This window comes from Thermostichus lividus PCC 6715 (assembly GCF_002754935.1).
Classification (GTDB): Bacteria; Cyanobacteriota; Cyanobacteriia; order Thermosynechococcales; family Thermosynechococcaceae; genus Thermosynechococcus; species Thermosynechococcus lividus.
In genome coordinates this window covers 463,743-488,239 of sequence record NZ_CP018092.1, presented here as the reverse complement: position 1 = coordinate 488,239, position 24,497 = coordinate 463,743, and the positions used below count along the sequence as shown (strand labels likewise).

Below are 24,497 nucleotides of genomic sequence, written 5' to 3'. Positions count from 1 at the left end.
GGCTAGACAGGGTTGAGTTCCTTCGTCGTTTGGGGCAGTGGTGGATAACTCAAACTAGACTCAATCATCTCGCGCCCTTCCGTAGAAACGTAGTCAAAAAAGGCTTGGGCAACCACTGAAAGCTGTTTCCCAGCTGGATAGACAATGTGCCAGTGGCGTTGAATCGGAAAGTGTTCAACATCAAGAATAGTCAACTGACTGGACTCACGGTCAAGGGCAAGGCAGTGATGGGACAACACCGAAATTCCTAATCCCCCGGCGATCGCCTGTTTAATAGACTCATTACTGCCCAGTTCCAAGCGGATATTGATCGACACTCCGTGCTGGGCAAAGAGTTTTTCCACCGCTTGGCGCGTCCCCGACCCTTGCTCGCGCATAATAAACGGTTCGCCTTCAAGCTCGTGGATGGAAATGCCATGGCGCTGACTCAGGCGGTGTTGGCTGGGGGCAACCACCACTAAAGGATTATCTAAAAAAGGGTGACACTCTACATCGACGTTGTCGGGAGGATAGCTGGGAATATAGAGATCATCCATATTCCCACGAATACGCTCTACCACCTGTTCGTGGTTCGTGACCGTCAGGGCAACGTCAATCCCCGGATAGCGCTGGCAAAATGGCCCCAGCAAGCGGGGGATGACATATTTGGCTGTGGTAATGACACAGAGGCGCAGGTGCCCCTGCTTCAACCCCTTGAGGTTGGCAACCGCCATTTCAAAGCGATCTAAGCGCTCAAAGATGTCTTGGCAGGTGGCTAACAGTTCCTTACCCGCTTCCGTGAGGTAAAGGCGTTTACCCACCTGCTCAAACAAGGGCATACCGACAGCACGGGTCAACTGCTTCATCTGAATTGAAACCGTGGGCTGGGTCAGAAAAAGTTCCTCCGCAGCGCGAGTAAAACTTCCGTGGCGAGCAGTGACCTCAAACACCTTAAGCTGATGTAGGGTTGCCTGTTTCAAACCCACTCTCCTTTCCTCAGCAAAGTGATTACGACTAATAGCATGATTGATCTATAGAACCTCCAACAGAGAGACCCAACTGTTGGATGTGCTGCAGACAGCAGTAAAACTACTATAGATGAAATTCTATCAAATTTCACGTCATGATAACGAAAACCAAAGAATACTGTATCCAAATTGACATCCTGTGCGTGCTGCGCGAAGGTGTCTTGCGGAGGGATAGATGATCGGTAAGCCGATAGCAATGGCATCAAGGGAGTGGCTGTACGGTTGCCTGCGGGCGGGTCGCCACCATTGGAATCAGTGGCGGCAGTCCTATCCCCAGCTTAGCGTTGATCTGAGTGAGGTGAATCTCACGGGGTTAGATTTAGGCGGCTATGATCTGCGGGGGTGTAACTTTAGCCATAGTGTACTGCGCTTGGTTAACCTGCGGCGGGCAACTCTTTGCTACGCCAATTTCTATGGCGCAGACTTACACGCGGCAAATCTAGAAGAGGCAGACTGTACGGGGGCGTTGTTTTACCGAGCCGTGGGCGATCGCAGCACCTGTCAGCGGGCCATTCTGCGCTTGGTCAATTTGCAACAGGCACAGTTTCAGCACGCCGACTTGGCATGGGCTATTCTCGAGCAAGCGGACTGCCGTGGAGCCAATTTTCGGGATGCGGATCTCAGTTTTGCCCAAGCGACCGCAGCGGACTTCAAAGGTGGGCAACTGGTGGCTGCGAGCCTCAACGATGCCACCTTGCGTTTTGCCCAACTTGACTATGCCTCCCTTGAAGGCGTGTATGCCTATCGCTGTAACTTTCAGGGAGCCAGCCTCACCTATGCAGGGCTAACCAAGGGGTATTTTGCCAGAGCACTGTTTGTGAATGCCAATCTTAGCCATGCTGTTTGCCGCTGGGCCAATTTTCGCCATGCCAACCTGCAAGGGAGTTGTTGTGATCAGACCGACTTTGACCACAGCAGCTATTACGGCGACTGTTGAGATCTCCAAGCGACTAGCTAGGAAGCGCCGCGCTGTCCCAACAAGGTTTGCTGCGGGGACATCACGTTCCGGGTAGCTCCCGCAAATGGGCTGGCAGGTGCGATCGCTCCGCAAGGGCGAGTAATAATGGGCCGCGAGCTGTGTACTCCACAATACTCACACTGGCCACCGGCGCAGCAATGCGATCGCGAAACCGCCCAACATCAATCCCCAGCAAGCCGCACAGCATGATCCGAATAGTGGCTTTGTGGGACACGATCAGGATGTTGCCACTCGGATATTGACGCTCAATTTCCAGTAGCACGGCATTGCTCCGGTAATAAATATCAATACCGCGCTCGCCACCCGTCGGGGCATTCCAGCCCGGATCCGAGAGCCAACTCACGTAGTCATCGTGGAACCGCTCGTTAACCTCTTGGGTGGATAATCCTTCCCACTGGCCGTAGTAAATTTCCCGTAGGCCATCCCGCAGTTGCATCTGTAACCCGAGGCGATCGCAGAGGAACTGAGCAGTTGCACGGGTTCGCAGCATGGGGCTGGCAAACACTGCCTGCCAAGGCAGTTCGGCATAGGCGCTGGCAAAGGCTGCCGCCATGGCAGTCCCCGCCTCCGTGAGCGGGGGATCCAGTTCACCGCAGAATGCATTAGCACGGCTAAAACTGGTTTGACCATGGCGTAAAAAGTAGAGTGTCAAGCCCATAGCCGCTGTCTCCTGCCTTGCACTGGGAGTATAGACGAGGCAACCAGCAACGTCAACGCCCAGCGTTACTGATGTCGCTGAGGGTCACCCCTTGGTAATAATGCCTCAAAATTTGATCGTAGGTATAGCCCTGCAATGCCATACCGTAAGCACCCCACTGGCTCATCCCCAAGCCATGCCCATGACCGCGTCCTGTAATCGTAAAGGCAACGGGCACACTTTGTCCCGCTTGGCTGGCCACATTCCCATACTCAGGGGCAACCGTGAGGAGGGTACTGCGCAACCCCAGAGCACGTCTCAACTCATTGCCAGAAATAGTACGGCTACCCGCTGTCCCCACCACTTGCATGGAAATAATCCGTCCTTGGGGACTGGTTTGTAGGGGGCGGAAGCCAACAATGGTGCCAATACCGGGAATGCGCTGGCGCAGTTGTGCCGCTGTTAAGCGAACAGTCCACTGAAAGTTAGGCGATACCTGATCAAAATCAGGGGTGCCACGTAGGTAGGGCACAGGTTTTTGCCAAACGTACTCAGAATCCTCCGTATGCCCCCCCGACGCAGCATGAAAGACAGCTTCAATAACTTGACCGCCATAGGTGAGGACTTGATGACGAGTAGCCGCCACTGCTGCGAGGGTACTGGCGGTTTCTGAACTCACACCAGGATAGACCTGATGGGTCACTGTGGCACCCACATCGTAGAGGGTACCCGGACGCCGCCGTTCGCGATCGCACCGAAACAGGGCAAAGGAACGGGAGGCAACCGCTTGGGCTTTTAGAGCCTCCTGTGGCCATGAAGGGTACATTTCCTTACCAACAACACTGGGGAGGTAGTCTTCAAGGTCAACAAGGTTAATCACCAACAAACCGCGGCTGGTGCTCAGGATCTGCAACCGCCCCCGATACCAGCGATCGCCCACCCGCACTAAACCGGTGTCCCGTGGTTCAAGGAGCAATTGTCGGCCTTGGATCCCCGCTGCCTGAACGCTGCTACCGGTAAAGACTGCGGCCACAGATTGCTGGGGCGAGACAGCAATAGCGCGACCCGCATCGTCCCGTAACTGGGCAGGGGTGGAGCTGCTAATGGTAACTTGACGAACCCCTTCAAGGATGGCCACCCGTAGCTCAATTGCCCAAGCCGCTGAGGAGAGCAAGAGCGTCATCAGCACACTGAGGCCACCAGCACGGGTCAGCGATCGCCACAAAAATACTAAATAGACCATACTTCACTCCTCTGCCATGGCCTGCTTCTAGGGAATTGTAGCGAGATTGGCCAGCCAACCCACACAACCCATGGCAAAAACTTAACGTTGTTCCCGCAGGCCGCTCCAACCAATGGTAATAAAGCCAATGGCTAACAAAAAGCTGCGAATACTCACCCTTAGACGGTTGATGAGGGCTTCCTGTTGCGCCCGCTCCACTGCTTCTTGCTGCTGAGAACGGATGCGCTCTCGAGCTTGACCCGCTTGGCGATCGAGGGCTTGCGGATCATTTTTCAACTGCTGGAGAAGCGCTTTTTGCTCGGCAGGCAGTTGACCACTTTGTAAAACTTGCTCCAATTGACCACTGCTGGCGAGTTGTTTTATTTGCTGCTGCTCTTGATCAACACGGATCTCAGCTTGGGCGGCTTCTTGATTGATCTGATTGACTGCCTGCTCAGTAATTTGCCCTGTAATGGAGAGGTAAAGCGGAATCCCCAACAGGCAAAGGAGCCCCAGCAAACTAGAGAGAACAAACACCCAAAACCGCCAGTCTTTCAGGGCGGACTGGCTAGGATCTACTTGAGGGGCGTTTCCAGAGACCGTTTGGATCCAAAAGCCAGTATAAATAAAAACAAAGCCAATGAGGGGGGTGGCACCGCGCTCAATAAACTGGTTGACGACTGTCAGTTGCCACTGATTATTACTAAACTGGGGGGAGACAAAAAGAAGTCCCCACTCCACAAAAAACGTGAGTAGGAGAATGATGCCGACCAGTTTCAAGAATTGCGCTGCAAGGGGCAGGGGGCGTTTTGTGGATTTTGAGGCCGTCATGAATCGCGAGTGACTCGTCAACTACTGCATCAACCTTACTGGATTTTGGGATCATTGATTCAGGTTACAGCGGCGTTCCTTTTGGGGCAATGATGGCAGCACAGGCGTTAATGATCGTGGGCACCACGTCCCATGCCGGAAAATCGTTACTGACGGCGGTGCTCTGTCGCTGGTTAGCACAGCACGGCTGCCGGGTGACTCCCTTTAAGGGGCAAAATATGGCCTTGAATGCCTACGTGACTAGCGAGGGCGGCGAAATTGGCTATGCCCAAGCAGTACAGGCTTGGGCAGCGGGGGTTGAACCGGAAGTGGCAATGAATCCAATTTTGCTGAAGCCCCAAGGCAACATGACCTCCCAGGTGATTCTCAATGGTCACAGTGCTGGCGTCACTGAGGCAGCCAACTATTACCGAGATTATTTTGATCGGGGCTGGCAGGCCATTACCACGGCCTTGAGAGAGTTACAGGAGCGCTTTGACTGGATTGTCTGTGAGGGAGCGGGTTCCCCGGCGGAAGTGAACCTAAAGCATCGCGATCTCACGAATATGCGAGTGGCCAAGTACCTAAAGGCGCCAACAATCCTAGTGGCAGATATTGACCGTGGCGGTGTGTTTGCCCACATTGTGGGAACCCTGATGCTCCTTGACCCTGATGAGCGGGCGTTGATTCGGGGGGTAGTCATTAATAAGTTTCGCGGTCAGCGATCGCTGCTGGAGTCGGGCTTGAAGTGGCTCGAGGAGACAACGGGTGTACCGGTTTTAGGGGTGATCCCTTGGCTGAATCTGCACCACCCAGCGGAGGATTCCCTCGATCTATTGGATCCACGCCCGCAGCGCGCTGCCGATCTTCAAATTACGGTTGTGCGCCTGCCGCGGATCGCCAATTTTACCGACGTTGATCCGCTGTTGGCAGAGCCTACGGTGAGTCTGCGGTTTTGTTCGCCGTCTGACCCCTTAGGGAACCCCGATGCGGTGATCGTCCCGGGGACAAAAACCACCATTGCCGACTTGCAGGTACTGCGTGAGACGGGGATGGCGCAACAACTACAGGAGTATGCGGCTCAGGGGGGCACCATTTTGGGAATCTGTGGCGGTTGGCAATTACTCGGTGAGACGATCGCCGACCCGGAGGGGCTAGAAGGATGCCAAGGCGTGCACGCGGGGCTAGGATTAATGCCACTACAGACGCACCTGACCCCCAAGAAAATCACGCAACAGCGGCAGACCCGTTCCCTCGTTTTTCCGAGTGACACACCCATTCATGGCTATGAAATTCATCACGGCCAAAGTACCTATACTGCCACCGTAGGCGACTGGCAGATGCTGTTTGAAACGCCAGAGCTAGGGTGCGTCAATACCGCACGAACCCTCTGGGGAACGTATCTCCATGGTCTTTTTGAAAATGGTTCATGGCGGCGCCACTGGCTCAATCAGCTGCGATCGCGGCGACAGTTGCCCCCGTTGCCCACAGCGATCCCTGACTATGCAACGGAGCGAGACCGACAACTGGATCGGCTGACTGATGCTGTGATGGCTCACCTTAATTTAGAACCAGTTTGTAAATTATGTTGATGTAAAAATTTCAAATTGTAAGCATTTGTCATAGCTTATAAACAACTCCCCTAGACTAAAGGACGGTACATACATTTGTGGGAGTTAAATGGTGCAATGTTAGTGGTGAGTCAGTGGTCTGTTGTCATGTTAGTTGTGTCGGCGATCGCCGCTCTGATTGGTCTGAGTTGGCTCCTCCACGAGGCTCAGCAGCAGAGCAAACAGCACCCACTGCAGGGCTGTTCCCCTCAGCAAGCCTATGGTGAAACCCTATGGCGAATGATTTTTGTCTATTGGCTCGTCTATTGTGGTGCCACCGGCCTCCAGATCGCTGTACCATTAGAAGGCACTGATCTAGGTCAGATGTGCAAAATTACGGCACTGTTGGCCTTTTTGCTGACGTTCTCCTCGCTCCTGTGCTTACCAATGCACTATTGGCAGTCTCGCCAGCGGCAGCAGCAGCAGCAGCCTAATTAATCTCCTATAAATTTCTACGCCTCAATGTCTTCATGTGGCCAGAACTTCTGCAACAACTACTGGATCGGCAGGCTCTTAGCCAAGAGCAAGCTGTGCAGTTAATGGAGGGGTGGCTAAAAGGCGACATTCCTGAGGCGCTTGGGGGAGCAATTCTAACGGCACTACAATTTAAGGGACTGACGGTGCCTGAGCTCACGGGGATGGCCAGTGTGCTCCTCCAGCAATCAACCGGTCAGCCCATTAATTTGGGCGTTCCCCTCATTGATACCTGTGGCACCGGTGGCGATCGCGCGGGCACCTTTAATATTTCGACAGCCGTTGCCTTTGTGGTGGCAGCGGCAGGCGTGAAGGTGGCTAAGCACGGCAACCGTTCCGTTTCGAGCCGCGTCGGGTCGGCAGATGTTCTGGAAGCGTTGGGCGTGAACCTTGCCCACCCCGATCCCCAGAGGTTGTTGCAGGAGGTAGGGATTACATTTCTATTTGCCCCCGGCTGGCATCCCGCCATGAAGGCCGTTGCCCCGCTGCGCCGTACCCTGAAAATTCGCACCGTCTTCAACCTCCTTGGCCCCTTGGTCAACCCACTGCATCCTACGGGTCAAGTCATTGGTGTGTTTAGCGATCGCTATTTGGAAGCCATGGCCGGTGCCTTGCAACAACTAGGCTGTCAGCGGGGAATTGTCCTCTATGGTCGGGAAGGGGTTGATGAGGCCACCCTTGGCAATATGACCGATATGGTCATGTTTACAAGCCCCCAAGACTCCCTACAGCAAGAGGTGCTAGACCCCCAAGCCTTGGGGCTACGGCAGGCTGACCTTTCAGAACTTGCAGGAGGCGATGTCAGCACAAATCGCGCAATTCTAGAGGCTGTCTTGCAGGGCAATGGCAGTGCAGCCCAAACAGATGTCGTGGCTCTTAATGCCGCCTTGGCACTCTACGTTGCTGGGGCAGTAAACGACTGGTGGCAAGGTGTGGATCACGCCAAAGCCATTCTTGCTAGCGGTGCAGCCTGGGCTAAACTCCAGGCCTTAGTTGCTCTGTCGAATGAGTAACACCCCGCCGCTGCTGCGCTAATTCAGCCACGTAACGTCATCAAGGTTGATATCTATATCTGCTAAATCTTCTGGGTCAATGAGTTGCCGCTGAAGCTCGTCAGTCAACATTTGCTTTGAGCAGGGCACCTTAGGCACTCTGACGCGAGATATATCCGATAGGGTTGCTTTTTCAATCCGCGTGCTTTCTTTGAGGGCATTAGGGTTAATGTGTTGAAGGAAGAAATTGATAGTTTCTTGCTTTAACCAGCCATTTAAGACCGCAAGGGCACCAAAGCGGTAACTGGCTTGCCACTGATCTTTAAGAATCTGTTGAATTTGTGCCTCTGTGAGTAAAGCTGCACGCTGGAGATAGAACCCCAGTGGTTTTTTTTCTTTGGCTTGGATAAGCTGCGGCCATTCCTCCACAAAGAAGTCAATCGTCTCTTGGGCAACCCAACCATGCAGGGAAATGATGTCCCCTAGCCGCAAGTTAGCATAAATGTCTTTCTCCATTAGCACTACTTGCAGTTGTCCAGTGTTGATCAGGGCAGCTTTGAGCAATAATTCGCCAATTTTCATCAAAAACTCCTTGTGGAAACCCCCACCTCGCACCGTTTTGGCGATGATTCCGTAATTGAAAAGGTAACTCTCGATGAATCCGCCGACTGCGGCGAGAACGCCGTAGCATTCTGCGATTATCCATCCGTGCCCGCACCTTGGGGTAGGGGAGTTCTAGGTGGGACTGGAATAATGTCGCTTGAGCGGATTGAACGGCAATCCCTGAATAGAGTTTGCCGGGATCGACTCCAACCACCATGGGTTGAGTCTTACGACCCGATGGTTCGGCGTTCAGGCGCACGGCCTTAAGGCGGAGATTTGTTTTTACCCATGTTGCTCTGCCTTGCTCTACCCATCGCTGCGCGCGACTGCGCTTGGTGGGCATGGCGGGAGTACCATCAGGGTTTTGGACGGGGATGCGTTGCATGGAAGATAATTCCAAAACTACAGGTCTCTTAAGCCAGTTAGCACGGTGTTTCTGGGCTGAACCCACTCCCTGAGATTCTAGGGCCTTACAGATAATCCGATTTAGAGAAGCAACCGGAAGTGTTGCCGTACTAACCTTGGTGGCCTATTCGCAGCTACGACCGGGTTATCTCCGGTCACTCCCCCACCTCGGCGGATGCTAGGTGGGGGTCATTGAAGAGGTGGAACCCCAACAACACTGATGTCAGTCTAAGGAGATTTGCCTCCTAAGGTACCCGAAGTGCCTAGAATAGTTTCAGCTACGATGAATATTAACAAAAATTAATAAAAAGATTTATCGAATGTGAGCGAAAAACTCCGTCCGCTTGCGGCGGGGAGGATGTCAACTTTGTTGCCGCGCTAGGATCTATGCAGGTATCCTTAGTGCCCTAGGAACATTGTCTGCTCCGGCGGATCAGTTTTGCCAGTGTGGGGTAGGCTTTTCACGTTTTCACCCCGCTAATATCAGTTTGCAGTTTTTTAGGGCATGTTATGGATCTGGTGCTGTGCCATCAAATTGCTGATTTTGACACCCTAGGGGCAGCGGTGGGTCTCTCACGGCTTTATCCGGGCACAAAAATTGTTTTAACAGGAGGTACCCATCCCAAAATTGGTGAATTCTTGGCCTACCACCGTGACGAATATCCTCTGATTGAAGCGCGAGCTGTGGACCCAACCCAGTTACGTCAACTGTGGATTGTGGATACCCAATGGCGCAAGCAGTTGGGACAAGCCGCTCTATGGCTGGATCAACCGCAGGTAAAGATTACGATTTACGATCACCACGTGGAGCTGTCCGGGGATATTGCCGCTACTACCCTGTACCTAGAGCCAGTGGGTGCCACCAGTACAATTATTGCTGAGCAGCTACAGGCTGCCAACCTTGCCTTAACCCCCACTGAGGCCACGGTGCTGGCTCTGGGAATTCATGCGGATACGGGTTCTCTTACTTTTGAGCAAACGACGGTGCGGGACGTGCAAGCATTAGCTTGGCTGCTGAGTCAGGGTGCCAATCAACGGGCGATCGCCACCTATAGTGAGGCGGGGCTAAGTGAAGACTTACAGCCCCTCCTACGAGAGGCATGGGAACACTTGCACCAAGAGGAGCACCACGGCTATCGCCTAGGTTGGGTATTGCTGGCAACGGCATCCTATCTCCCCGGGTTGTCGCGGCTCGTGACTCAACTTGCGGATTTAAGTGAGTGCGATGCAATCCTCCTCGGCCATGCCTATCGCCACAACCATCTGGCGGTGATTGCCCGCAGTCAAATTCCGGGAGTGAATGTGGCCTACAGTCTTGCTGCTTTGGGAGGGGGAGGGCACGCCCAAGCCGCCGCTGCTACCGTGATCACAGAGACCCCGGAGCAGGTGCTCAAAGAGGTGTATCACAGTCTTTGTCAGCAGGTGCCGCATCCTCCCACTGCCGTAGAACTGATGTCGTCCCCCGTGCGAACTGTGCGGCCAGACACCCCCATTGCAGATGCCCATCGGGTATTGCTGCGCTATGGTCATTCGGGGTTATCGGTCGTTGATGCCACAGGGACACTGGTGGGCATTATTTCGCGGCGAGATTTGGATATTGCCCTGCACCACGGCTTTGCCCACGCGCCAGTCAAAGGCTATATGAAGGCACCCGTGCGCACCATTACCCCCGATACCACGTTGCCAGAGATCCAAGCCTTGATGGTGAAGTATGATATTGGGCGATTGCCGGTGATGACCCCTAAGGGCAACCTTTTAGGAATTGTCACCCGCACCGATGTGTTGCGCCATCTCTATGCTCTGACGGTGGAGACCGAAACGGTGTGCCCGCTGCCGACACTGAATCTTTACGAGGCGTTGCAGCAGCGGTTGCCCTCGCGACTGTGGGCGCTACTGCAGCGGGCGGCCAACATTGCTAAGGATCGAGGCTGGCAACTGTATCTTGTCGGCGGAGCCGTGCGGGATTTATTGCTGGCGATCGCCCAAGGGTCGGAGGCGGTACCCACCCGTGAATTTGATTTAGTGGTGGATGGGGTACAGCAGGACGAGGCGGCGGGGGTGCACCTAGCCCAAGCTCTCCATGATCTCTACCGTGAGACGGTGCTCCAGGTCTATGGTCAGTTTCAAACCGCTGCCCTGCACTGGCCAAAGCACTCTGACTTGGCTGGCTTTGCCGTGGATATTGCCACCGCCCGCAGTGAGTTTTATCCCTATCCGGCAGCGCATCCGGAAGTGGCCGCCAGTTCGATTCGCCAAGACCTCTACCGCCGTGACTTTACGATTAATGCCCTAGCGTTGCGCCTTAGTGCCCCCCGCCACGGTGAAGTGCTAGATTTTTTTGGTGGGCGCGAGGATCTAGAGCAGCGCTTAATCCGTGTGTTGCACCCCAATAGCTTTATTGAGGATCCGACGCGCATCTTCCGGGCGGTGCGGTTTGCGGTGCGGCTGGGGTTTGAGCTAGAATCCCAAACCCGGCAGTATATTGATTATGCCCTCACCAGCGGGGTGTTTGAGGGGGACGATCGCGCTGCTAGCAAACGACCCTCTCTCCAAAGCCGCCTCCGCAATGAACTGCGCCATATATTAGAACTGCCTGTCGCTCCTGGGGAGGCCTTTGCTGGCGATCGCGCCCTTACCCTGCTGGCGGAACTGGGAGCACTCCAGTGCTTAGATCGGCACGTCTGTTTTGATGACGCGGCTCGTGCTCGTTTGCAACTGGTGTGGCAGTGGTGGCCGCAACTCCCGCAAAAACAAAAATGGCAAACTGTTCCCCTCTGGCAACTCTTATTATTGGCCTTAATTATTAGTGCTCCCACTGCTGTGGCGATCGCCCGGCAACTGCAACTCAGTGAAGATGCTATTCGGTGGCTACAGGACTTACCGGCGCTGCGCCAACAGTGGCAAGCCATCCTCGCAGCAAGTGCTCGTTTAAGTGATTATTACCACTGTTTAGAGAGCTACCCGCTGCCGCTGGTCGTTTTGTTAGCGGCACAACTGCATAGCGAGCCTGACCCCCACCGTGTTGAACTGCTACGGGACTATTTGTGGCAGTGGCGGCTGCAAAAAAGCCTCCTCAATGGCCACGACCTTCAAGCCTTGGGCTATCAACGCGGCCCGCAACTACGGCAGATGTTGAGGGCACTCCAAGCTGCCACCCTTGATGGCCTAGTGAGCGATCGCGCCAGTGCCATTGCCTACCTGCAAACCCATTATCCGTTACCTTGATCGGGTTCTTGATAATAGACCTGCATCCCCTCCTTGGTGCTCATGCGTCCGGGCTGAGGACGGTGGTGAGTTTGTAACCCTTGCAGCACTTCCGAGAGGGTTAAGCCTTCTGGGAGGGTCGAGCGTACCTCGCGTACCTTATGCCACACAGAACGGGACATCATTAAACTGTGGCGAATCGGGTCTGCGCACTGTTCAAGATAGGCTTCGCGTTCAGGTTGGTAATCCGTTGAAACCAGTACTAAGGGGGCAGGTGCGTAGGGTTGCAGCACGCGGGCAAGATGCGCAAATAGCTCTGGATAGAGCCACGTATAGGCAGGGTGCACAGTCAATTCTAGCCAATGGGGCGATCGACCATCTTGGCAGGCATACAAGGTATAGGCGGCGATCGCCGCCTTCCGTTGAGGCTCAAAAACGTAGGCACGGCTGGCGTGAGCTTGGGCGATCCAACTAGCAAAACTGTCCTGAAGCCAGTCCGTCAGACTGATTCTGAAATCTCGGCTATGGCGATCAAAAACTTGTCGCACTAAGGCAGGCATTGATGCCGTATCCAGTTGGTACAACAGTGGTGCATCCGCATTGGTCACCTTCAGCAGGTTGGGCAAGCTGGGAGTTTGCTGGGCAAGCTGAGCCAGCTGCGTGCTAGAAATTTGCCAATAGGTTAACTGCGCAAGGGGCTGAAAGCCATTGTGACGGTAGAGTGCCAAGGCATCCTGATGCTCAATGTTAATTTCTAGCATCCATGTGCGGGCTTCCAGAATGCTACTAAAGCAATGCCGCAGAAGCTGGGTGCCCACTTCAGTAAACTCTGTCGCCGCCAACTGCTGTACTTGCCATGTGGTGCGGTTTTCATTAAAGGGCGCCACCTGCGCCACCCCCAATAGCTTGTCGCCACGCTCGGCAACGTAAATACGTTGCTTGGCTGTACCTGTGAGCCACTGCAAACGCTGTAGCGGTGCCGTCATCGACTGGGGTAGCAGAGTGTGTTTACCAAACGGCTGCTCATGAACACCCTGCTGACTCAGCCATTGCTCAACCACATCAATATCGCGGTAAGCAAGGGGACGAATAACGAGGTCGCTGGTGGGGGGAATATCAGAAAACATAGGTAGGTGGGGATACTACCATTATCTTACAACCTCAGCTCAAGCTCGCGGGCGCACTGATCGTACTACGCTCTTTTGCAAGCAAAAGGGGCGATCGCCTCGACCACCCCAATCACCTTTACCGTTTCAATGTTTTTTAGTAAAGTTCTTCTTCCTGGTGGGTGAGGATTTTGCAGTCCGAACGCGGGTAAGCAACACAGGTGAGCACAAACCCTTTTTCAATTTGATCGTCATCAAGGAACGATTGATCGGATTGATCCACTTCCCCTTCCAATAGTTTGCCAGCACAGGTCGAGCACGCTCCTGCACGACAGGAGAACGGGAGATCTAAGCCTTGCTCTTCAGCGACATCTAAAATGTACTCGTCCTCAGGCACATCAATGGTCGTTTCACCATCAGGACGGACAAGCGTTACTTTGTAGGTTGCCATGAATGTTGTCCTCTCGTGTTGTGGAAAAGGCAGGGAGCGTATGCGCTCCAATTAAGATACTAGGGGAAAACTCTTGTCTTGGTCGCTGCATTTACCCCTGTGTTCGTATCGTTTTCGTAATTCTAGGGGAGTAAGGTATCTAAAATACTTATACGATCTAGCCAGTATTTGCCGTCATCAATGGTTGACCTTAAGCTTCCCTAGAGACCTATCAGCACGTTTTCAGCCCTATGGGCAGCAGCTAGAGTCCCATCGAACGCTTCAATTCCTCAAGGGCTGTTTGGAGTTCTAAGCGATGGAATTCTGCCTCTAGGGGATCACTCGGCGAGTTGGAGCCAGTAAACGGTGGCGGGGAGGGAGGCGGTGTGCTAGCACGAGGTACCCGACGCTGCAATTCCTGACGGCGATCGCGAATCTTAGCGAGCAGTTGTTCAGTCGCCGGCAGTTGGTTGAGGGCATTGAGGCGCTGGGTCCAAAGCTCTTGCCCCCGTTGCCGTAGTTGGGCTTCCCGCTGCTGAGCAACCTTCACTAAGTCAGGCCGATGAGCTGCCGTTGCGGTTTGAATGCGATCGCGCCAGCGACGAATCTCGCTAACCAGATTGAGAATTTGCTGCTCGCATTCATGCACCTCTTGCTGCAACTTCAGGTAAAGGTCTTGGGTTTGTCGCTCTTGATCGTCTAGCTCCATGAGCAGGAGGTTGAGTTCAAGTTGCGGGTTAGCACGAATAACGTCCTCCAGACGCTGCTCAAGAAAGCTGTGCAAATCCTTAAAGAAAGTCATGAATCTTAATAAATTTATTATTGAAATTGATTAAGTCTAAGTTAAGTGGGACACTAGAATTAGTGCTTAGACTATAGCGCATGGAACGATTCAATCCAACCCTAAGTTTGCAAACATTAGTTCAGCCACATGGCGTCACTATTGCCCCTACGGGTTCCTTGGCTGAAATTATTGCAGGGTTGAGCAGCAATCAAGGACGAGGATTAGTGGTCGAAGAGCAGGGTCAGTTTTGCGGCTTGATTACCCAGCGGGAAGTGGTACGTGCTGTAGGAGAAGGCACTGATCTAGAACGCATCACGGCAGCAACCCTTATGCTGCCTCAAGACTATTGCCTCCACCTCAGTGATCTCGATCACCCTTTGACCGTTTTGGGAAAGTTTCGCCATCTGGGCGTAGATGCACTGCCTATTGTCAATAACAGTGGCCGTGTGGAGGGGATGCTGACCCGCCAAGCCTTCCGCAATAGTTTGCGCCCCGTTGACTTGCTGCGAATTAAGCCAGTTGCTGATGTCATGGTCAAAGAGGTGGCTACCATTAGCGCTGAGGCCTCCCTGAAGGAGGCGGCCACACTCATGGCTGAGCGGGGGATTACAAGTCTGGTGATTCCTGACCCTGTCAATGGCTACCCCCGTGGCATTATTACCGAAAAGGATATTTTTGAGGTTCTGTGCCGCTCAGGCGGCAAGCTAGAGGGAACGGTGGCCACGGCAATGTCCCAGCCGGTGTTGACAGTACAGCCGTATCAAAATCTTTGGCAGGTGAATCATCTGCTCAAAGAACACCACATCCGCCGCGTGGTGGTTGTGGATAAGCAGGGGGCAATGGTGGGGATTGTTACCCAGAGTAACATTCTCGCTGCCATTGACATTGCAGAAGCCGAGAGTTTGATTCAGGTTCTGACGCAAGAGCTGAATAAAGCTACGGCAGAGCTGCGCTGGCAACTGTCTCAGCAGCAAGCCATTACAGCGGCTATTACTGAAAGTGAACAGCGCTACAACACCCTGATGAGCTACTTGCCCGTCGCTCTGTATTGTCGAAGTGACAACAACCTTTGGCGTTTTAGCTACGTCAGCGATCATATTTATCAACTCACCGGTTATTTCCCCCAAGATTTACCCTCATTTCAGACCTTGATTCCTCCAGAGGATCGGGTTATGGCCGAGCGCGAGATTGAACAGGCCATGGCTCAACAGCGCTCCTACAACACCACCTATCGCATTCAGCACCGCGATGGCCGCTTTCGCTGGCTCAATGATCGCGGGCAGTTTCACCCAGAGAATCGCAGCTTTCACGGTGTGTTGCTGGATGTCTCAGAGCAAAAGCGTACGGAAGAGCGCCTCAAAACAGCCTTAGAGCGCGAGCTGATTGTCAGCACTATTATTCAAGACATCCGCCAAACGATTAACTTGGCAGATATTTTGCAGCGAGCCGTCACCAGTATTCAGCAATTGCTCCTGAGCGATCGTGTCTTCACTTACCGCTTTTTAGCTGATGGCGCTGGTGTGGTTGAGGTCGAAGCGCTCTCCGCGCCTCAGTACTCTATCCTCGGCCAGCTGATCCACGATCCCTGCTTTACTAAAGGCACTGCTCAGCGCTTTTTAGAAGGCCGCACATTAGTGATCAGCGATGTGCAACAGGCACAAATCATGGACTGCCACCGCAATATGCTTTTGAGCTTCAACGTCCAAGCTAACTTGGTTGTCCCCCTGTTGCGTGGTCGAGATCTTTGGGGTCTGTTGATTGTACACCAGTGCCGTGCTCCTCGCCTTTGGACGCGGGAAGACGTCTTTTTGTTGCAGCGCATTGCTGAGCCGTTAGCTGTCGCTTTACAGCAGGCAGAAATGTATCAGTCGTTGGAAGTCAGCAACACCAACCTCCAGCAGATGATCTATCTCGATGGCCTCACAGATATTGGCAATCGCCGCTGCTTTGATGATCTGTTTCCCAAAGAGTGGCGGCGCTGCCAGCGCGAGCAGCAGCCGTTGAGCCTCATCATGATCGATATTGACTGCTTTAAGGCCTATAACGATTTCTACGGCCACCTGCAGGGGGATGAGGTTCTTAAACAGGTGGCGCGCTTATTGGAAAAGCATCTGCAGCGCGCAGGGGATATGGTTGCCCGCTATGGGGGTGAAGAATTTGTTTTGCTCTTGCCCAATACCGATCTCGAGGGTGCCATCTGTATCGTCAAAAAGGTCCAGGCTGCGCTGCGTGACCTCGCCATTCACCATGAGAAAAGTACAGCTGGATCATCACTGACGGCCAGTTTTGGCATTGCCACAACGATCCCCCAATCTGGGCTGTCGCCGACAGATCTACTAGCGCTTGCGGATCAGTGCCTGTACGAGGCAAAAGCTGCTGGGCGCAATCGCTGGGTAGCAAAAACCCTAGAGGGCGGCAGTGCCAGCCTCACTAGTGATGGGTAAATAAATGCGTAGCCACGCCCCACCGTACTCAGGATGATTGGCTGCTTGTATGTAGCCGCCATGGCACTCGACAATTTGGCGGGCGATCGCCAGCCCCAAGCCACTGCCACTGCCAATGGGGGCAATGGTTGTCACATCGCCGGTGGCCGGTTGAACTAGGCGATGTCGCCGTGACTGGCCGCGGTAGAAGCGATCGAAGATGTAGGGTAAATCCTTGCTGGGAAACCCATTGCCAGTATCAATAATTTCCAAGCATAGGTAGTGACTTTCGCTGCTAGCTTGGAGCAGCCGCGTCATCACATGGTCGCCACGGCCACAGTACTTGATGCTGTTATCGTAAAGGTTGACCAATAGCCGCAACAGTTGTGCCTCGTTGCCATAGTAGGGGAGCTGGGCGGGGCCGGTGTAGGTGTGGTCAATCTGTTTATGTTGGGCAAGGGGCGCAAGGGATTGCCAAGCAGTGTGTATCACTTGCACCAGATCAAGGGAGTGGCGCTCAATCTCACTGAGGGGGGTATGGGCAAGACGGTTGAGATCGAGCAACTCCTGCACTAGTAAACTGAGGCGAATAATTTCGTCGAGGAGGCGATCGACCCAATCTCGCAGTGGCTCTGGAACTCGCTGTTGCAGGGTTTCGGCCACCAAGCGCAGGGAGGTGAGGGGGGTTTTGAGTTCATGGGCGACATCCGTTGCCCAGCGATCGCGCTCATCCCGCAGGCGGGTCACCTCCTCGCGATCCTCCAGAAAAATCCCAACATGTGCCTCCGCAATGGGAATTCCCCGCCCCCGCAGGGGTTTGCGTCGGGTTTGCCCTGTTGGGGTTAAAAATCCGTACAGCCATTCTTTCTCGGTGATGGCATTTTGCTCCCGTACCTCTTCAATCAAGCAGTCCAGCTCGTAGGAGCGCACTAGCTCTAGCAACAGCCGTCCGTGGGGGGTGCTGAGTCGAAAGAGGGAACGCGCCTGTTGATTACAGAAAACAATACGGTTGGCAGCATCCACTTCGAGATAGGCGACGGGAGCCGCATCAAGGATGGCTTGATACCGCTCTATTTGACTGAGGCAATGTTGCTGGGCGATCGCCTGCTGGGCCAGCGCCGTTTGCACCCGCTGAGGAAGGGACGACCTGAGGGGATGGACATTGTATTGCGCAAGGATCGCTTCTAGCTGCCGCTGTAGATGAGTTCGCTGCCAGAGCCAGACTCCTATCCCCAGCAGGAACCCTACCCCCAAAAAGGCAAGTTCCATAGACGTATGTGGAAACCCCATCTATTCTAGGATTATCTGGAATTGGCTGTACTCCTTAATCTTGAATCTTGTCTGCGTAATGTCTGCACCACTTTTACAGGTTGACAAGTTAACCGTTGATTTTCCACAGGTCGGGCAATCGGTGCGGGCAGTGGATGGGGTGTCGTTTTCCCTAGAGCGTGGGCAAACCCTTGGCATTGTCGGGGAGTCGGGATCGGGAAAGTCGGTAACCTGTATGGCTCTGCTGCGGTTACTGTTGCCCCCCGGTCGGGTGACGCAGGGGTGTGCTTGGTTTCAGCCGGAGCCAGAGGGAGCGGCGATCGATCTTTTGGCGTGCTCAGAACGACAAATGCAACAGATCCGGGGGTGCCGGATCAGTATGGTGTTCCAGGAACCCATGAGTTCCCTCAATCCGGTTTACACTATTGGCTTTCAATTGGCAGAGGCCATTGATCCGCAGCAGCGACTCCCCCGCCAGCAGGTACAGCAACGGGCGATCGCCCTCCTTGAACAAGTCCAGTTGCTTAAGCCGGAAGACCCGCTAGACCAACGGCACCGCTTTTTACAACGGTATCCCCATCAACTCTCAGGGGGCAGATCCAGCGGGTGATGATTGCCATGGCGATCGCCGCAGAACCAGCCCTGCTCATTGCCGATGAACCCACCACGGCGTTGGATGTGACGGTACAGGCAGCAATTTTGCAACTGTTGCGGGAGTTACGGCAGCAGTACCATCTCTCGCTGATTTTTGTAACCCATGATTTGAACCTTGTCGCGGATTTGGCGGATCAGGTGGTGGTGATGTACCGTGGCCAAATTGTGGAAGCGGGTGCTGTTGCCGAGGTATTCCGGGCACCTCAGCATCCCTACACCAGAGGCCTGCTGGCCTGTCGCCCTCGCTTGGAGCAACGCCTAGCTATTTTGCCAACGGTGGCTGATTTTATGAGCCAGACTCCACCCCCCTTAGCCCTTGTCTCCGCCGCGGCGCAGCAGGCGCGTTTAGCTCAATTGGCGGCTCAGCCTCCCTTGGTGCGGGTGGAGCATCTTTGGGTGCAGTATCCTGGGCAGGGTAAGCAACAATACGTCAAGGCGCTGCGGGATGTGTCGTTTACGATTCACCGGGGAGAAACCCTCGGCTTAGTTGGGGAATCCGGCTGTGGCAAAACCACCTTAGGGCGCGCCCTGCTGCGTCTGGTACCCGCCAGCCAAGGGCAGATTTGGTTTGGCGATCGCAACATTACGCACCTGCGGCCTCGACAACTGCGCCCGCTACGGCAGCGGATGCAACTCATTTTTCAAGACCCCTATAGCTCCCTCGACCCACGCATGACCATTGGGGCACTGGTGGCTGAACCGATGGTGATTCACAGACGGCCACCCTCGAAACAACAGCGCCAAGAACGGGTCGCTACCTTACTGGCACGGGTAGGCATTGACCCAGCAGCACAGCGGCGCTATCCCCACGAATTTTCCGGTGGGCAGCGGCAGCGCATTTGTATTGCCCGTGCCCTTGCTCTGAACCCTGAGTTTATTGTCTGTGATGAGTCGGTGTCGGCGCTGGATGTGTCGGTGCAAGCGCAGGTGCTCAACCTACTCAAGGAGCTGCAGCAGGAATTGGGGCTGACCTATCTGTTTATTTCCCACGATCTGAATGTGGTCAAGTTTATGAGCGATCGCCTCATGGTTATGTACAATGGCGAAATTGTGGAAATGGGCGAGGCAGAAGCGATCTATGCCCAGCCACAGCACCCCTATACCCGCACCCTAATTGCGGCCATTCCCCGTGGTCTATCCGTTGAGGCGGCTTGAGTGTCTGAGTCTCTTGATTTTCATCGTGTTTTAGCCACACTGCGCCCCGTGCTCTGGCAAGCCCTAGAGCAGTTGCGTCAGTTTTACCGCCATGTGCAGGATTTGGCGGTTGCCGATAAGGGGGCGATCCGGTCACGATTGCCGATCAAACCATCGATGCTTTTTTGCGCCACGCTCTCCAGCGCGATTTTCCAGAGACGATGTTTGGCTACCTCACGGAGGAGACCTACCAGCCCGGGCAGCCGCTGCCCCAGCCCTACCAGTGGATCATTGACCCCCTCGATGGCACCTACGACTTTCTGCAGCAGACGGGGGAGTATGCGATCCATGTTGCCCTGGTGCATCAGCAGCGCCCCTGTGTGGCGGCGGTGGTGTGGCCGGAGCAGGAGGTTCTTTTTACGGCGATTACTGGCGCGGGCACCTATCGGGAAACCCGCCATGGCTGTACTCGCTTGACGGTTGCTCCCCCTGCTTCACAGGAACCGTTGCGGGTGGTGATAAGCCGCTCCCATGGGGGCGATCGCCTACGAGCCTTTTTAAGCACCCTTGGCCGGGTTCAGCAAATTCCCATGGGCAGCATGGGCTGCAAAACCGCGACTATTTGTCAAGGACAAGCCGATCTTTATGTGAACCTTACCGGTCGCAGTGCCCCCAAAGATTGGGACTTGGCTGCCCCGGATTTAATTATGCAGGAGGCGGGCGGTGCCTTTACCTATGCCAATGGCGAAGTTCCCCGCTATAATCGAGCCGATGTGCAGCACTGGCAGCCGTTGGTGGTGTGCCATCCCAGCCTGCGCCCCACCGTGGGCGATCGCCTGCAAGCCTTTTTAGCCGCCAACCCATGATAGACCCGGATAGTCTCCTCAGTGTGAGCGAGTGCCAAGGGATTGATCAACTCCTGCTCCCCGCAGCGGATCGCTTTGCCATCCGGGTTGCGGTTTATACCCTACGTTATCTCAAGGCAGCGGTGGGCGATCGCCCCCTAGACGACCTCACCGAGGCACAGATCTATGACTGCATTGCCAAAGATCCCCGTCTGCAAGCAGAAGAAGAACGACAAGCGGGTTTTATGACGTGGTATGGTCAGATTCTCATCAGTGCCCTGAAGCAACTGCGAATCATTGCCGCCAGCGCCAATGTCACCGTCGCCGAGCTAGAGATCGCGCAAATTAGCTACTGGTTTCAACAGCAGTGCCAGCAACGGCTGCAATCTGCCCCCCCGCCACCTTAAGCACCTGGGCATCGGAGCGCCAAGGAGTGGCAAAGGGGGTCAAGTGGGTTGTGGTGATCAGGGTCTGGTAGCGATCGCCCATCACCTCTAGCAAAATCTGCTGACGATAGAGGTCTAACTCTGCCAGTACATCATCCAGCAGCAACAGGGGGGACTCCCCAACCACAGCTTCCACAAGAGCTAACTCCGCCAGTTTCAGCGCCAATACTAGGGTTCGCTGCTGTCCTTGGGAGGCGTACTGACGAGCTGGCTGATGGTTGAGGTCAAACCCCACATCATCACGGTGGGGGCCCACCAGCGTGGTTTTGTGGATGAGTTCCAACGAGCGGCGCTCTGCCAAACGCTCCATAAACCTGACCAACATTGCTTCGGGACTGGGGTCAGCAATGGGCACATGGCTGTGGTAGCTAAGGGTGAGCACCTCGCGATCGCCACTTAAGACCTGATGCCAGTGGCTAGCCAAGGGAGCTAAGCGCTCAATGAGTCGCTGGCGACGGCGCATCATCCGCGTTCCTGTGACGGCAAGCTGCTGGTTCCAAGCCTGCCATAACCCTTCATCTATTCCTGTGCCCTGCTTAAGCAGAGCATTGCGCTGCCGCAGAGTTTTTTGATAGCTCTGGAGCAGTTGACTATAGACCGGTTCAAGTTGCACAAGAATGCGATCCAGCCATGAGCGCCGCAGCGCTGGGGTTCCCCGCACAAGGTCGAGGTCTAAACAGGAAAACTCCACCACATTCAACTGGCCTAAAAAATCAAGGGTGCGCCGCACCGTACAGCCATTGACCCGCAGGCTGCGTCCTCCCCCCTGCCGTAGCACCCCCGTTAACTCAAGGGGAATCCCCTGCCGTTCCACCTCTGCCGTCATCTGGGCAGTGGTGTGGCCATGCTGAATCAAATCGCGATCGCGGGGGGTACGGTGGGACTGCAAGGTGGCCAGCCATTCCACCGCTTCCAGCAGGTTGGACTTCCCTTGGGCATTGTCCCCCAGCAAAATCGTTTTAGCCGCGGTAAAGGAGACCGTTTGCTCAGGGTAGTTACGAAAATGGCGCAGGCTTAAACGCTTGAGATACACTGGCCGACCAAGCATCATACTGATATTGTGCAACGCCCATAGACTGACAGGGCGATCGCTCAGGGGCTTAATGTACGCTTCCTAAAGCGAAATAACATACCATGAACCAGCTCAGGGGATTACCACTGGTATAAATATCCATGACTGCCTGTGCCAGTTCGGGTAGCCTACGGTGACCATAGAACCACGGTGGGGTTACAGGTAACCGAAAAGGAGCGCGGATGACAGCTTTTTCAGGGTAATCAAACAAAAAGCTGTTGTGAACCACCCCCACCCAGAACCAATGTCGGCAGGCGTATGGCCGGGAAACGCACCCCAAGGGGTACACCCCAAACCATTCCCAAGGGAGACCCACGCATTGATCGCAATAGAACCATAGCGCAGTTGAGCAATCGCTTGGTTAAAGGCATCTGCTTCCTGCGCCTCCGTGCGCGGATCAATAATCACAGTGCACCCCAGCGTCCCCCAAAGCTGCTCATTGACAAAGGGCACCGCCATCGCTAAGAAGTCGCGGGCATTCCTACTCGGCAGTTGTACCTCTGCCAGTAGCCCGCAGAAGACTTCTTCTTGAAAAATGCGTGGGTTAGCCGTGGGGTCTAGCCCTTCAATCAAGGTCCAAGGAATCGTGCCTGGCTGCTTGGGGGAGAGCACTGTAGCTTGGGGATACTCCGCTAAAAAGGACTCGTAGCGGGCGATCGCCCCCGGATAGTAGGCCGGGCGTGGCGGGATAGCCTGCAAGTGCTGCTTCAGGGCACTCAAAAAGGCTAGCCGCTGTGGCCATTCCCGAGAAGTGACAACAATTTGGGCGGCGATGCAGTTAAAGCTAGCATTATGAACCAGAGCACTCGCCACCTGCCGCGCTTGGTAGTCCAGCTCTGCGGCTGACCAGTCCCCGGGAACAATCATTAGGGGAGTCACATTTCCCAGCTCTGCAGTCACAGGTGTGGTTAGGCGTGGCTGCTGAGAATCTGGGATTGCCCCCCCCAAACCAGACGGTTATAGGTATGGTGGGAACCGGTGATGTGAATATGCTGCGTCAGGGGATGGTGACAAAGCTGCTCACCTACTGTGCCATCCCCGGTAACAATCTCTAAAAAGCCCGCTTCAATGAGTGGGGCACAAACTTGCCGAAAACAGTCTGTTAAGGGATCCAGCAGCGGATTCATTTTTAGCAGCGCAACCCGATTGGCTGCCAAGAGTTGGTAGAGGGCATCGGCCAAGCACAGGGATGTAATATTCCCTGCCCCTAAAACCACGGCAACGCCCGGCGGTGGCGGATTGCGGTAGGCAGAGCCTTGGGTAGCCGGCTGATCTGGCTGTAACCACACCTGAGCGCTGACCCCAAACCACAGCAGTCGTTCTTGCCAATTGCGGGGCAGAATGTGAGCCACCCGCTGTCCGGTTGGGGTGGTTTGCCAGCGGGGCACCGGCGGCACACCGTTATGGCGCAGCGCATAGATATAGTGGTCTAGCTTGAGAATCAACCCCAGCGGTCCAGTCGTCCACTCCTCGCCGACCCAGTCGCGGTCAATCCCCTTGATCTGGCAGGCCAGTTCTACCCACCTTTGGGCATGGTGGCGAGCAAGGTGTTTCATGCGCTGCAAATAGGGGATGCGCTCTCGAGGAGAAAGTTCTTGCCAGCGGCGCGCCTGCTGGTGGAGTCGTTCGAGTTCCTTAATTGCCGGTACTGCAACAGTCATAAATGAGGCCGATTCTCCTGTAAATAAATAATAACCGCTGTCGGCTAACAGGGTTTTTCTTAACAAGACGCGCGGAATTCCCCGCCGTAGCGACGATGGGGATGTCAACTTAAGTAATCTCCCACCCATTCTGGCATACGGTCGAACGTCCGCACTCATCCGCCACAACGATAGATAATTACAAACGCAGCTTGTGCTTTCGCATCCTCGAGGGTTGCATGCCAAGTATCGGTAACCGTATCCCAGTTTTCGTGGCAGCCAAAGAGGTAATTGTTTGGGAACGCAACTCCGTTCTAGGATTATAGGAGTGATGTGGGCGGGCTAAAACCCCTCCGCTTTAGCGAGGGGATACAGCCAACTCAGGGGGCTTTAGCCCTCTCTATGTGTTAAACTAGAGACGTGGAAAGTAGGCGTATCAACTACGCGAAGAAACATCCTAGTACGGAGAGATCCCGGCAAGTAAGTCACTACCGCTTTGGCGGCAAGCCTAAACCACTGCAAGCAATGGCAGGATGTTGAGCGTATCGAACTGGCTAGTGTTGAAAAGTGCGAAACCACGAACCGAAACATAAACGTAGTCCCAATAGCAGAGATGCTTGAGGTGAGTAGGGGGTCTTTGACTGCCCCCACCCGCATTAAGTTGTGGGTGACAGCTCAAGGGAAAAGCGAAGCAACGCGGCTTCAGCCCGTTGCGTAGCATCCTTTGGGAATCCCCTCTCTTTCAAGGAGG

At 54.5% G+C, this 24,497-nt stretch carries 21 protein-coding genes and 1 pseudogene; 9 read left to right on the top strand and 13 right to left on the bottom strand.

Going from position 1 to position 24,497, the window contains the following annotated elements:
* Positions 1 to 2: 2 nt before the first annotated feature.
* Entirely contained in the window at positions 3 to 959 is a 957-nt protein-coding gene (locus tag BRW62_RS02475; RefSeq protein ID WP_198406120.1) for a LysR family transcriptional regulator, read from the bottom strand.
* A 223-nt stretch (positions 960 to 1,182) separates the two neighbouring features.
* Between BRW62_RS02475 and BRW62_RS02470 the strand changes: the two genes are divergently transcribed.
* The gene (locus BRW62_RS02470; RefSeq protein ID WP_099798140.1) at positions 1,183 to 1,944 is read left to right on the top strand and encodes a pentapeptide repeat-containing protein; all 762 of its coding nucleotides are present in this window, start codon (positions 1,183 to 1,185) and stop codon (positions 1,942 to 1,944) included.
* A gap of 61 nt (positions 1,945 to 2,005) precedes the next feature.
* Here BRW62_RS02470 and BRW62_RS02465 read toward each other — a convergent pair whose 3' ends face one another.
* The 3 genes from BRW62_RS02465 to BRW62_RS02455 all read right to left on the bottom strand — a co-directional run bounded on the left by BRW62_RS02465 (position 2,006) and on the right by BRW62_RS02455 (position 4,676).
* The gene (locus tag BRW62_RS02465; protein ID WP_099798139.1) at positions 2,006 to 2,644 is read right to left on the bottom strand and encodes a histidine phosphatase family protein; all 639 of its coding nucleotides are present in this window, start codon (positions 2,642 to 2,644) and stop codon (positions 2,006 to 2,008) included.
* A gap of 52 nt (positions 2,645 to 2,696) precedes the next feature.
* A complete protein-coding gene (locus BRW62_RS02460; protein ID WP_099798138.1) occupies positions 2,697 to 3,866 on the bottom strand; it encodes a SpoIID/LytB domain-containing protein in 1,170 nt (389 codons plus the stop codon).
* Positions 3,867 to 3,947: 81 nt separating this feature from the next.
* On the bottom strand, positions 3,948 to 4,676 hold the full coding sequence (locus tag BRW62_RS02455; protein ID WP_099798137.1) for an HpsJ family protein: 729 nt from the start codon (positions 4,674 to 4,676) through the stop codon (positions 3,948 to 3,950).
* 92 nt (positions 4,677 to 4,768) lie between these two features.
* Between BRW62_RS02455 and BRW62_RS02450 the strand changes: the two genes are divergently transcribed.
* The 3 genes from BRW62_RS02450 to trpD all read left to right on the top strand — a co-directional run bounded on the left by BRW62_RS02450 (position 4,769) and on the right by trpD (position 7,752).
* On the top strand, positions 4,769 to 6,247 hold the full coding sequence (locus BRW62_RS02450; RefSeq protein WP_099798136.1) for a cobyric acid synthase: 1,479 nt from the start codon (positions 4,769 to 4,771) through the stop codon (positions 6,245 to 6,247).
* A gap of 126 nt (positions 6,248 to 6,373) precedes the next feature.
* A complete protein-coding gene (locus BRW62_RS02445) occupies positions 6,374 to 6,703 on the top strand; it encodes a hypothetical protein (protein WP_198406119.1) in 330 nt (109 codons plus the stop codon).
* Between the two features lie 32 nt (positions 6,704 to 6,735).
* Entirely contained in the window at positions 6,736 to 7,752 is a 1,017-nt protein-coding gene (trpD, locus tag BRW62_RS02440) for an anthranilate phosphoribosyltransferase (RefSeq protein ID WP_099798134.1), read from the top strand.
* Between the two features lie 18 nt (positions 7,753 to 7,770).
* Here trpD and BRW62_RS02435 read toward each other — a convergent pair whose 3' ends face one another.
* Both BRW62_RS02435 and BRW62_RS15020 read right to left on the bottom strand, forming a co-directional pair.
* Positions 7,771 to 8,313, bottom strand: a complete 543-nt coding sequence (locus BRW62_RS02435) for a hypothetical protein (RefSeq protein ID WP_099798133.1) — start codon at positions 8,311 to 8,313, stop codon at positions 7,771 to 7,773.
* Complete coding sequence (locus BRW62_RS15020) at positions 8,225 to 8,719, bottom strand: RRXRR domain-containing protein (RefSeq protein ID WP_099798132.1); 495 nt, start codon at positions 8,717 to 8,719, stop codon at positions 8,225 to 8,227. Before BRW62_RS15020 ends, BRW62_RS02435 begins: the two co-directional genes overlap by 89 nt.
* 530 nt (positions 8,720 to 9,249) lie before the next feature.
* Between BRW62_RS15020 and BRW62_RS02425 the strand changes: the two genes are divergently transcribed.
* The gene (locus BRW62_RS02425) at positions 9,250 to 11,964 is read left to right on the top strand and encodes a CBS domain-containing protein (protein WP_099798131.1); all 2,715 of its coding nucleotides are present in this window, start codon (positions 9,250 to 9,252) and stop codon (positions 11,962 to 11,964) included.
* On the opposite strand, the gene BRW62_RS02420 is transcribed toward BRW62_RS02425, so the two are convergent.
* The 3 genes from BRW62_RS02420 to BRW62_RS02410 all read right to left on the bottom strand — a co-directional run bounded on the left by BRW62_RS02420 (position 11,949) and on the right by BRW62_RS02410 (position 14,281).
* On the bottom strand, positions 11,949 to 13,070 hold the full coding sequence (locus tag BRW62_RS02420) for a GNAT family N-acetyltransferase (protein WP_099798130.1): 1,122 nt from the start codon (positions 13,068 to 13,070) through the stop codon (positions 11,949 to 11,951). The genes BRW62_RS02425 and BRW62_RS02420 overlap by 16 nt on opposite strands.
* A gap of 136 nt (positions 13,071 to 13,206) precedes the next feature.
* Entirely contained in the window at positions 13,207 to 13,500 is a 294-nt protein-coding gene (petF1, locus tag BRW62_RS02415) for a ferredoxin PetF1 (protein ID WP_099798129.1), read from the bottom strand.
* 241 nt (positions 13,501 to 13,741) lie between these two features.
* The gene (locus tag BRW62_RS02410; RefSeq protein ID WP_099798128.1) at positions 13,742 to 14,281 is read right to left on the bottom strand and encodes a TIGR04376 family protein; all 540 of its coding nucleotides are present in this window, start codon (positions 14,279 to 14,281) and stop codon (positions 13,742 to 13,744) included.
* 80 nt (positions 14,282 to 14,361) lie between these two features.
* Here BRW62_RS02410 and BRW62_RS02405 point away from each other — a divergent pair, with 80 nt between their 5' ends.
* Complete coding sequence (locus tag BRW62_RS02405; protein WP_099798127.1) at positions 14,362 to 16,707, top strand: diguanylate cyclase domain-containing protein; 2,346 nt, start codon at positions 14,362 to 14,364, stop codon at positions 16,705 to 16,707.
* Here BRW62_RS02405 and BRW62_RS02400 read toward each other — a convergent pair.
* Positions 16,669 to 17,955, bottom strand: coding sequence for a PAS domain-containing sensor histidine kinase (locus BRW62_RS02400; RefSeq protein ID WP_099798126.1), 1,287 nt, complete (start codon positions 17,953 to 17,955; stop codon positions 16,669 to 16,671). The two genes, BRW62_RS02405 and BRW62_RS02400, sit on opposite strands and share 39 nt — an antisense overlap.
* A 79-nt stretch (positions 17,956 to 18,034) precedes the next feature.
* Here BRW62_RS02400 and BRW62_RS02395 point away from each other — a divergent pair.
* The 3 genes and pseudogenes from BRW62_RS02395 (at position 18,035) to BRW62_RS02385 (ending at position 20,995) form a co-directional block, all read left to right on the top strand.
* Positions 18,035 to 19,764: pseudogene (locus tag BRW62_RS02395) on the top strand (ABC transporter ATP-binding protein).
* 137 nt (positions 19,765 to 19,901) lie between these two features.
* Entirely contained in the window at positions 19,902 to 20,609 is a 708-nt protein-coding gene (locus tag BRW62_RS02390) for a 3'(2'),5'-bisphosphate nucleotidase CysQ (RefSeq protein ID WP_227517640.1), read from the top strand.
* Positions 20,606 to 20,995, top strand: coding sequence for a hypothetical protein (locus BRW62_RS02385; RefSeq protein WP_099798125.1), 390 nt, complete (start codon positions 20,606 to 20,608; stop codon positions 20,993 to 20,995). Before BRW62_RS02390 ends, BRW62_RS02385 begins: the two co-directional genes overlap by 4 nt.
* Here the strand turns inward: BRW62_RS02385 and recF are convergent.
* The 3 genes from recF to BRW62_RS13215 all read right to left on the bottom strand — a co-directional run bounded on the left by recF (position 20,934) and on the right by BRW62_RS13215 (position 23,767).
* Positions 20,934 to 22,067 carry a DNA replication/repair protein RecF gene (gene recF, locus BRW62_RS02380; RefSeq protein WP_099799800.1) on the bottom strand — a complete coding sequence of 378 codons (1,134 nt, stop codon included), beginning with the start codon at positions 22,065 to 22,067 and terminating at the stop codon, positions 20,934 to 20,936. The genes BRW62_RS02385 and recF overlap by 62 nt on opposite strands.
* 195 nt (positions 22,068 to 22,262) lie before the next feature.
* A complete protein-coding gene (locus BRW62_RS13220; RefSeq protein ID WP_198406116.1) occupies positions 22,263 to 22,973 on the bottom strand; it encodes a hypothetical protein in 711 nt (236 codons plus the stop codon).
* Positions 22,974 to 23,014: 41 nt separating this feature from the next.
* Positions 23,015 to 23,767 carry an aldehyde dehydrogenase family protein gene (locus BRW62_RS13215; RefSeq protein ID WP_198406115.1) on the bottom strand — a complete coding sequence of 251 codons (753 nt, stop codon included), beginning with the start codon at positions 23,765 to 23,767 and terminating at the stop codon, positions 23,015 to 23,017.
* Between the last annotated feature and the right edge of the window lie 730 nt (positions 23,768 to 24,497).

What these genes read in the sequence shown, in the direction of transcription:
- BRW62_RS02470 (WP_099798140.1), top strand. Translation starts at nt 1,183, where the DNA reads ATGATCGGTAAGCCGATAGCAATGGCATCAAGGGAGTGGCTGTACGGT.
- BRW62_RS02465 (WP_099798139.1), bottom strand. Translation starts at nt 2,644, where the DNA reads ATGGGCTTGACACTCTACTTTTTACGCCATGGTCAAACCAGTTTTAGC.
- BRW62_RS02460 (WP_099798138.1), bottom strand. Translation starts at nt 3,866, where the DNA reads ATGGTCTATTTAGTATTTTTGTGGCGATCGCTGACCCGTGCTGGTGGC.
- BRW62_RS02455 (WP_099798137.1), bottom strand. Translation starts at nt 4,676, where the DNA reads ATGACGGCCTCAAAATCCACAAAACGCCCCCTGCCCCTTGCAGCGCAA.
- BRW62_RS02450 (WP_099798136.1), top strand. Translation starts at nt 4,769, where the DNA reads ATGGCAGCACAGGCGTTAATGATCGTGGGCACCACGTCCCATGCCGGA.
- BRW62_RS02445 (WP_198406119.1), top strand. Translation starts at nt 6,374, where the DNA reads ATGTTAGTTGTGTCGGCGATCGCCGCTCTGATTGGTCTGAGTTGGCTC.
- trpD (WP_099798134.1), top strand. Translation starts at nt 6,736, where the DNA reads ATGTGGCCAGAACTTCTGCAACAACTACTGGATCGGCAGGCTCTTAGC.
- BRW62_RS02435 (WP_099798133.1), bottom strand. Translation starts at nt 8,313, where the DNA reads ATGAAAATTGGCGAATTATTGCTCAAAGCTGCCCTGATCAACACTGGA.
- BRW62_RS15020 (WP_099798132.1), bottom strand. Translation starts at nt 8,719, where the DNA reads ATGCAACGCATCCCCGTCCAAAACCCTGATGGTACTCCCGCCATGCCC.
- BRW62_RS02425 (WP_099798131.1), top strand. Translation starts at nt 9,250, where the DNA reads ATGGATCTGGTGCTGTGCCATCAAATTGCTGATTTTGACACCCTAGGG.
- BRW62_RS02420 (WP_099798130.1), bottom strand. Translation starts at nt 13,070, where the DNA reads ATGTTTTCTGATATTCCCCCCACCAGCGACCTCGTTATTCGTCCCCTT.
- petF1 (WP_099798129.1), bottom strand. Translation starts at nt 13,500, where the DNA reads ATGGCAACCTACAAAGTAACGCTTGTCCGTCCTGATGGTGAAACGACC.
- BRW62_RS02410 (WP_099798128.1), bottom strand. Translation starts at nt 14,281, where the DNA reads ATGACTTTCTTTAAGGATTTGCACAGCTTTCTTGAGCAGCGTCTGGAG.
- BRW62_RS02405 (WP_099798127.1), top strand. Translation starts at nt 14,362, where the DNA reads ATGGAACGATTCAATCCAACCCTAAGTTTGCAAACATTAGTTCAGCCA.
- BRW62_RS02400 (WP_099798126.1), bottom strand. Translation starts at nt 17,955, where the DNA reads ATGGAACTTGCCTTTTTGGGGGTAGGGTTCCTGCTGGGGATAGGAGTC.
- BRW62_RS02385 (WP_099798125.1), top strand. Translation starts at nt 20,606, where the DNA reads ATGATAGACCCGGATAGTCTCCTCAGTGTGAGCGAGTGCCAAGGGATT.
- BRW62_RS13220 (WP_198406116.1), bottom strand. Translation starts at nt 22,973, where the DNA reads ATGATTGTTCCCGGGGACTGGTCAGCCGCAGAGCTGGACTACCAAGCG.
- BRW62_RS13215 (WP_198406115.1), bottom strand. Translation starts at nt 23,767, where the DNA reads ATGACTGTTGCAGTACCGGCAATTAAGGAACTCGAACGACTCCACCAG.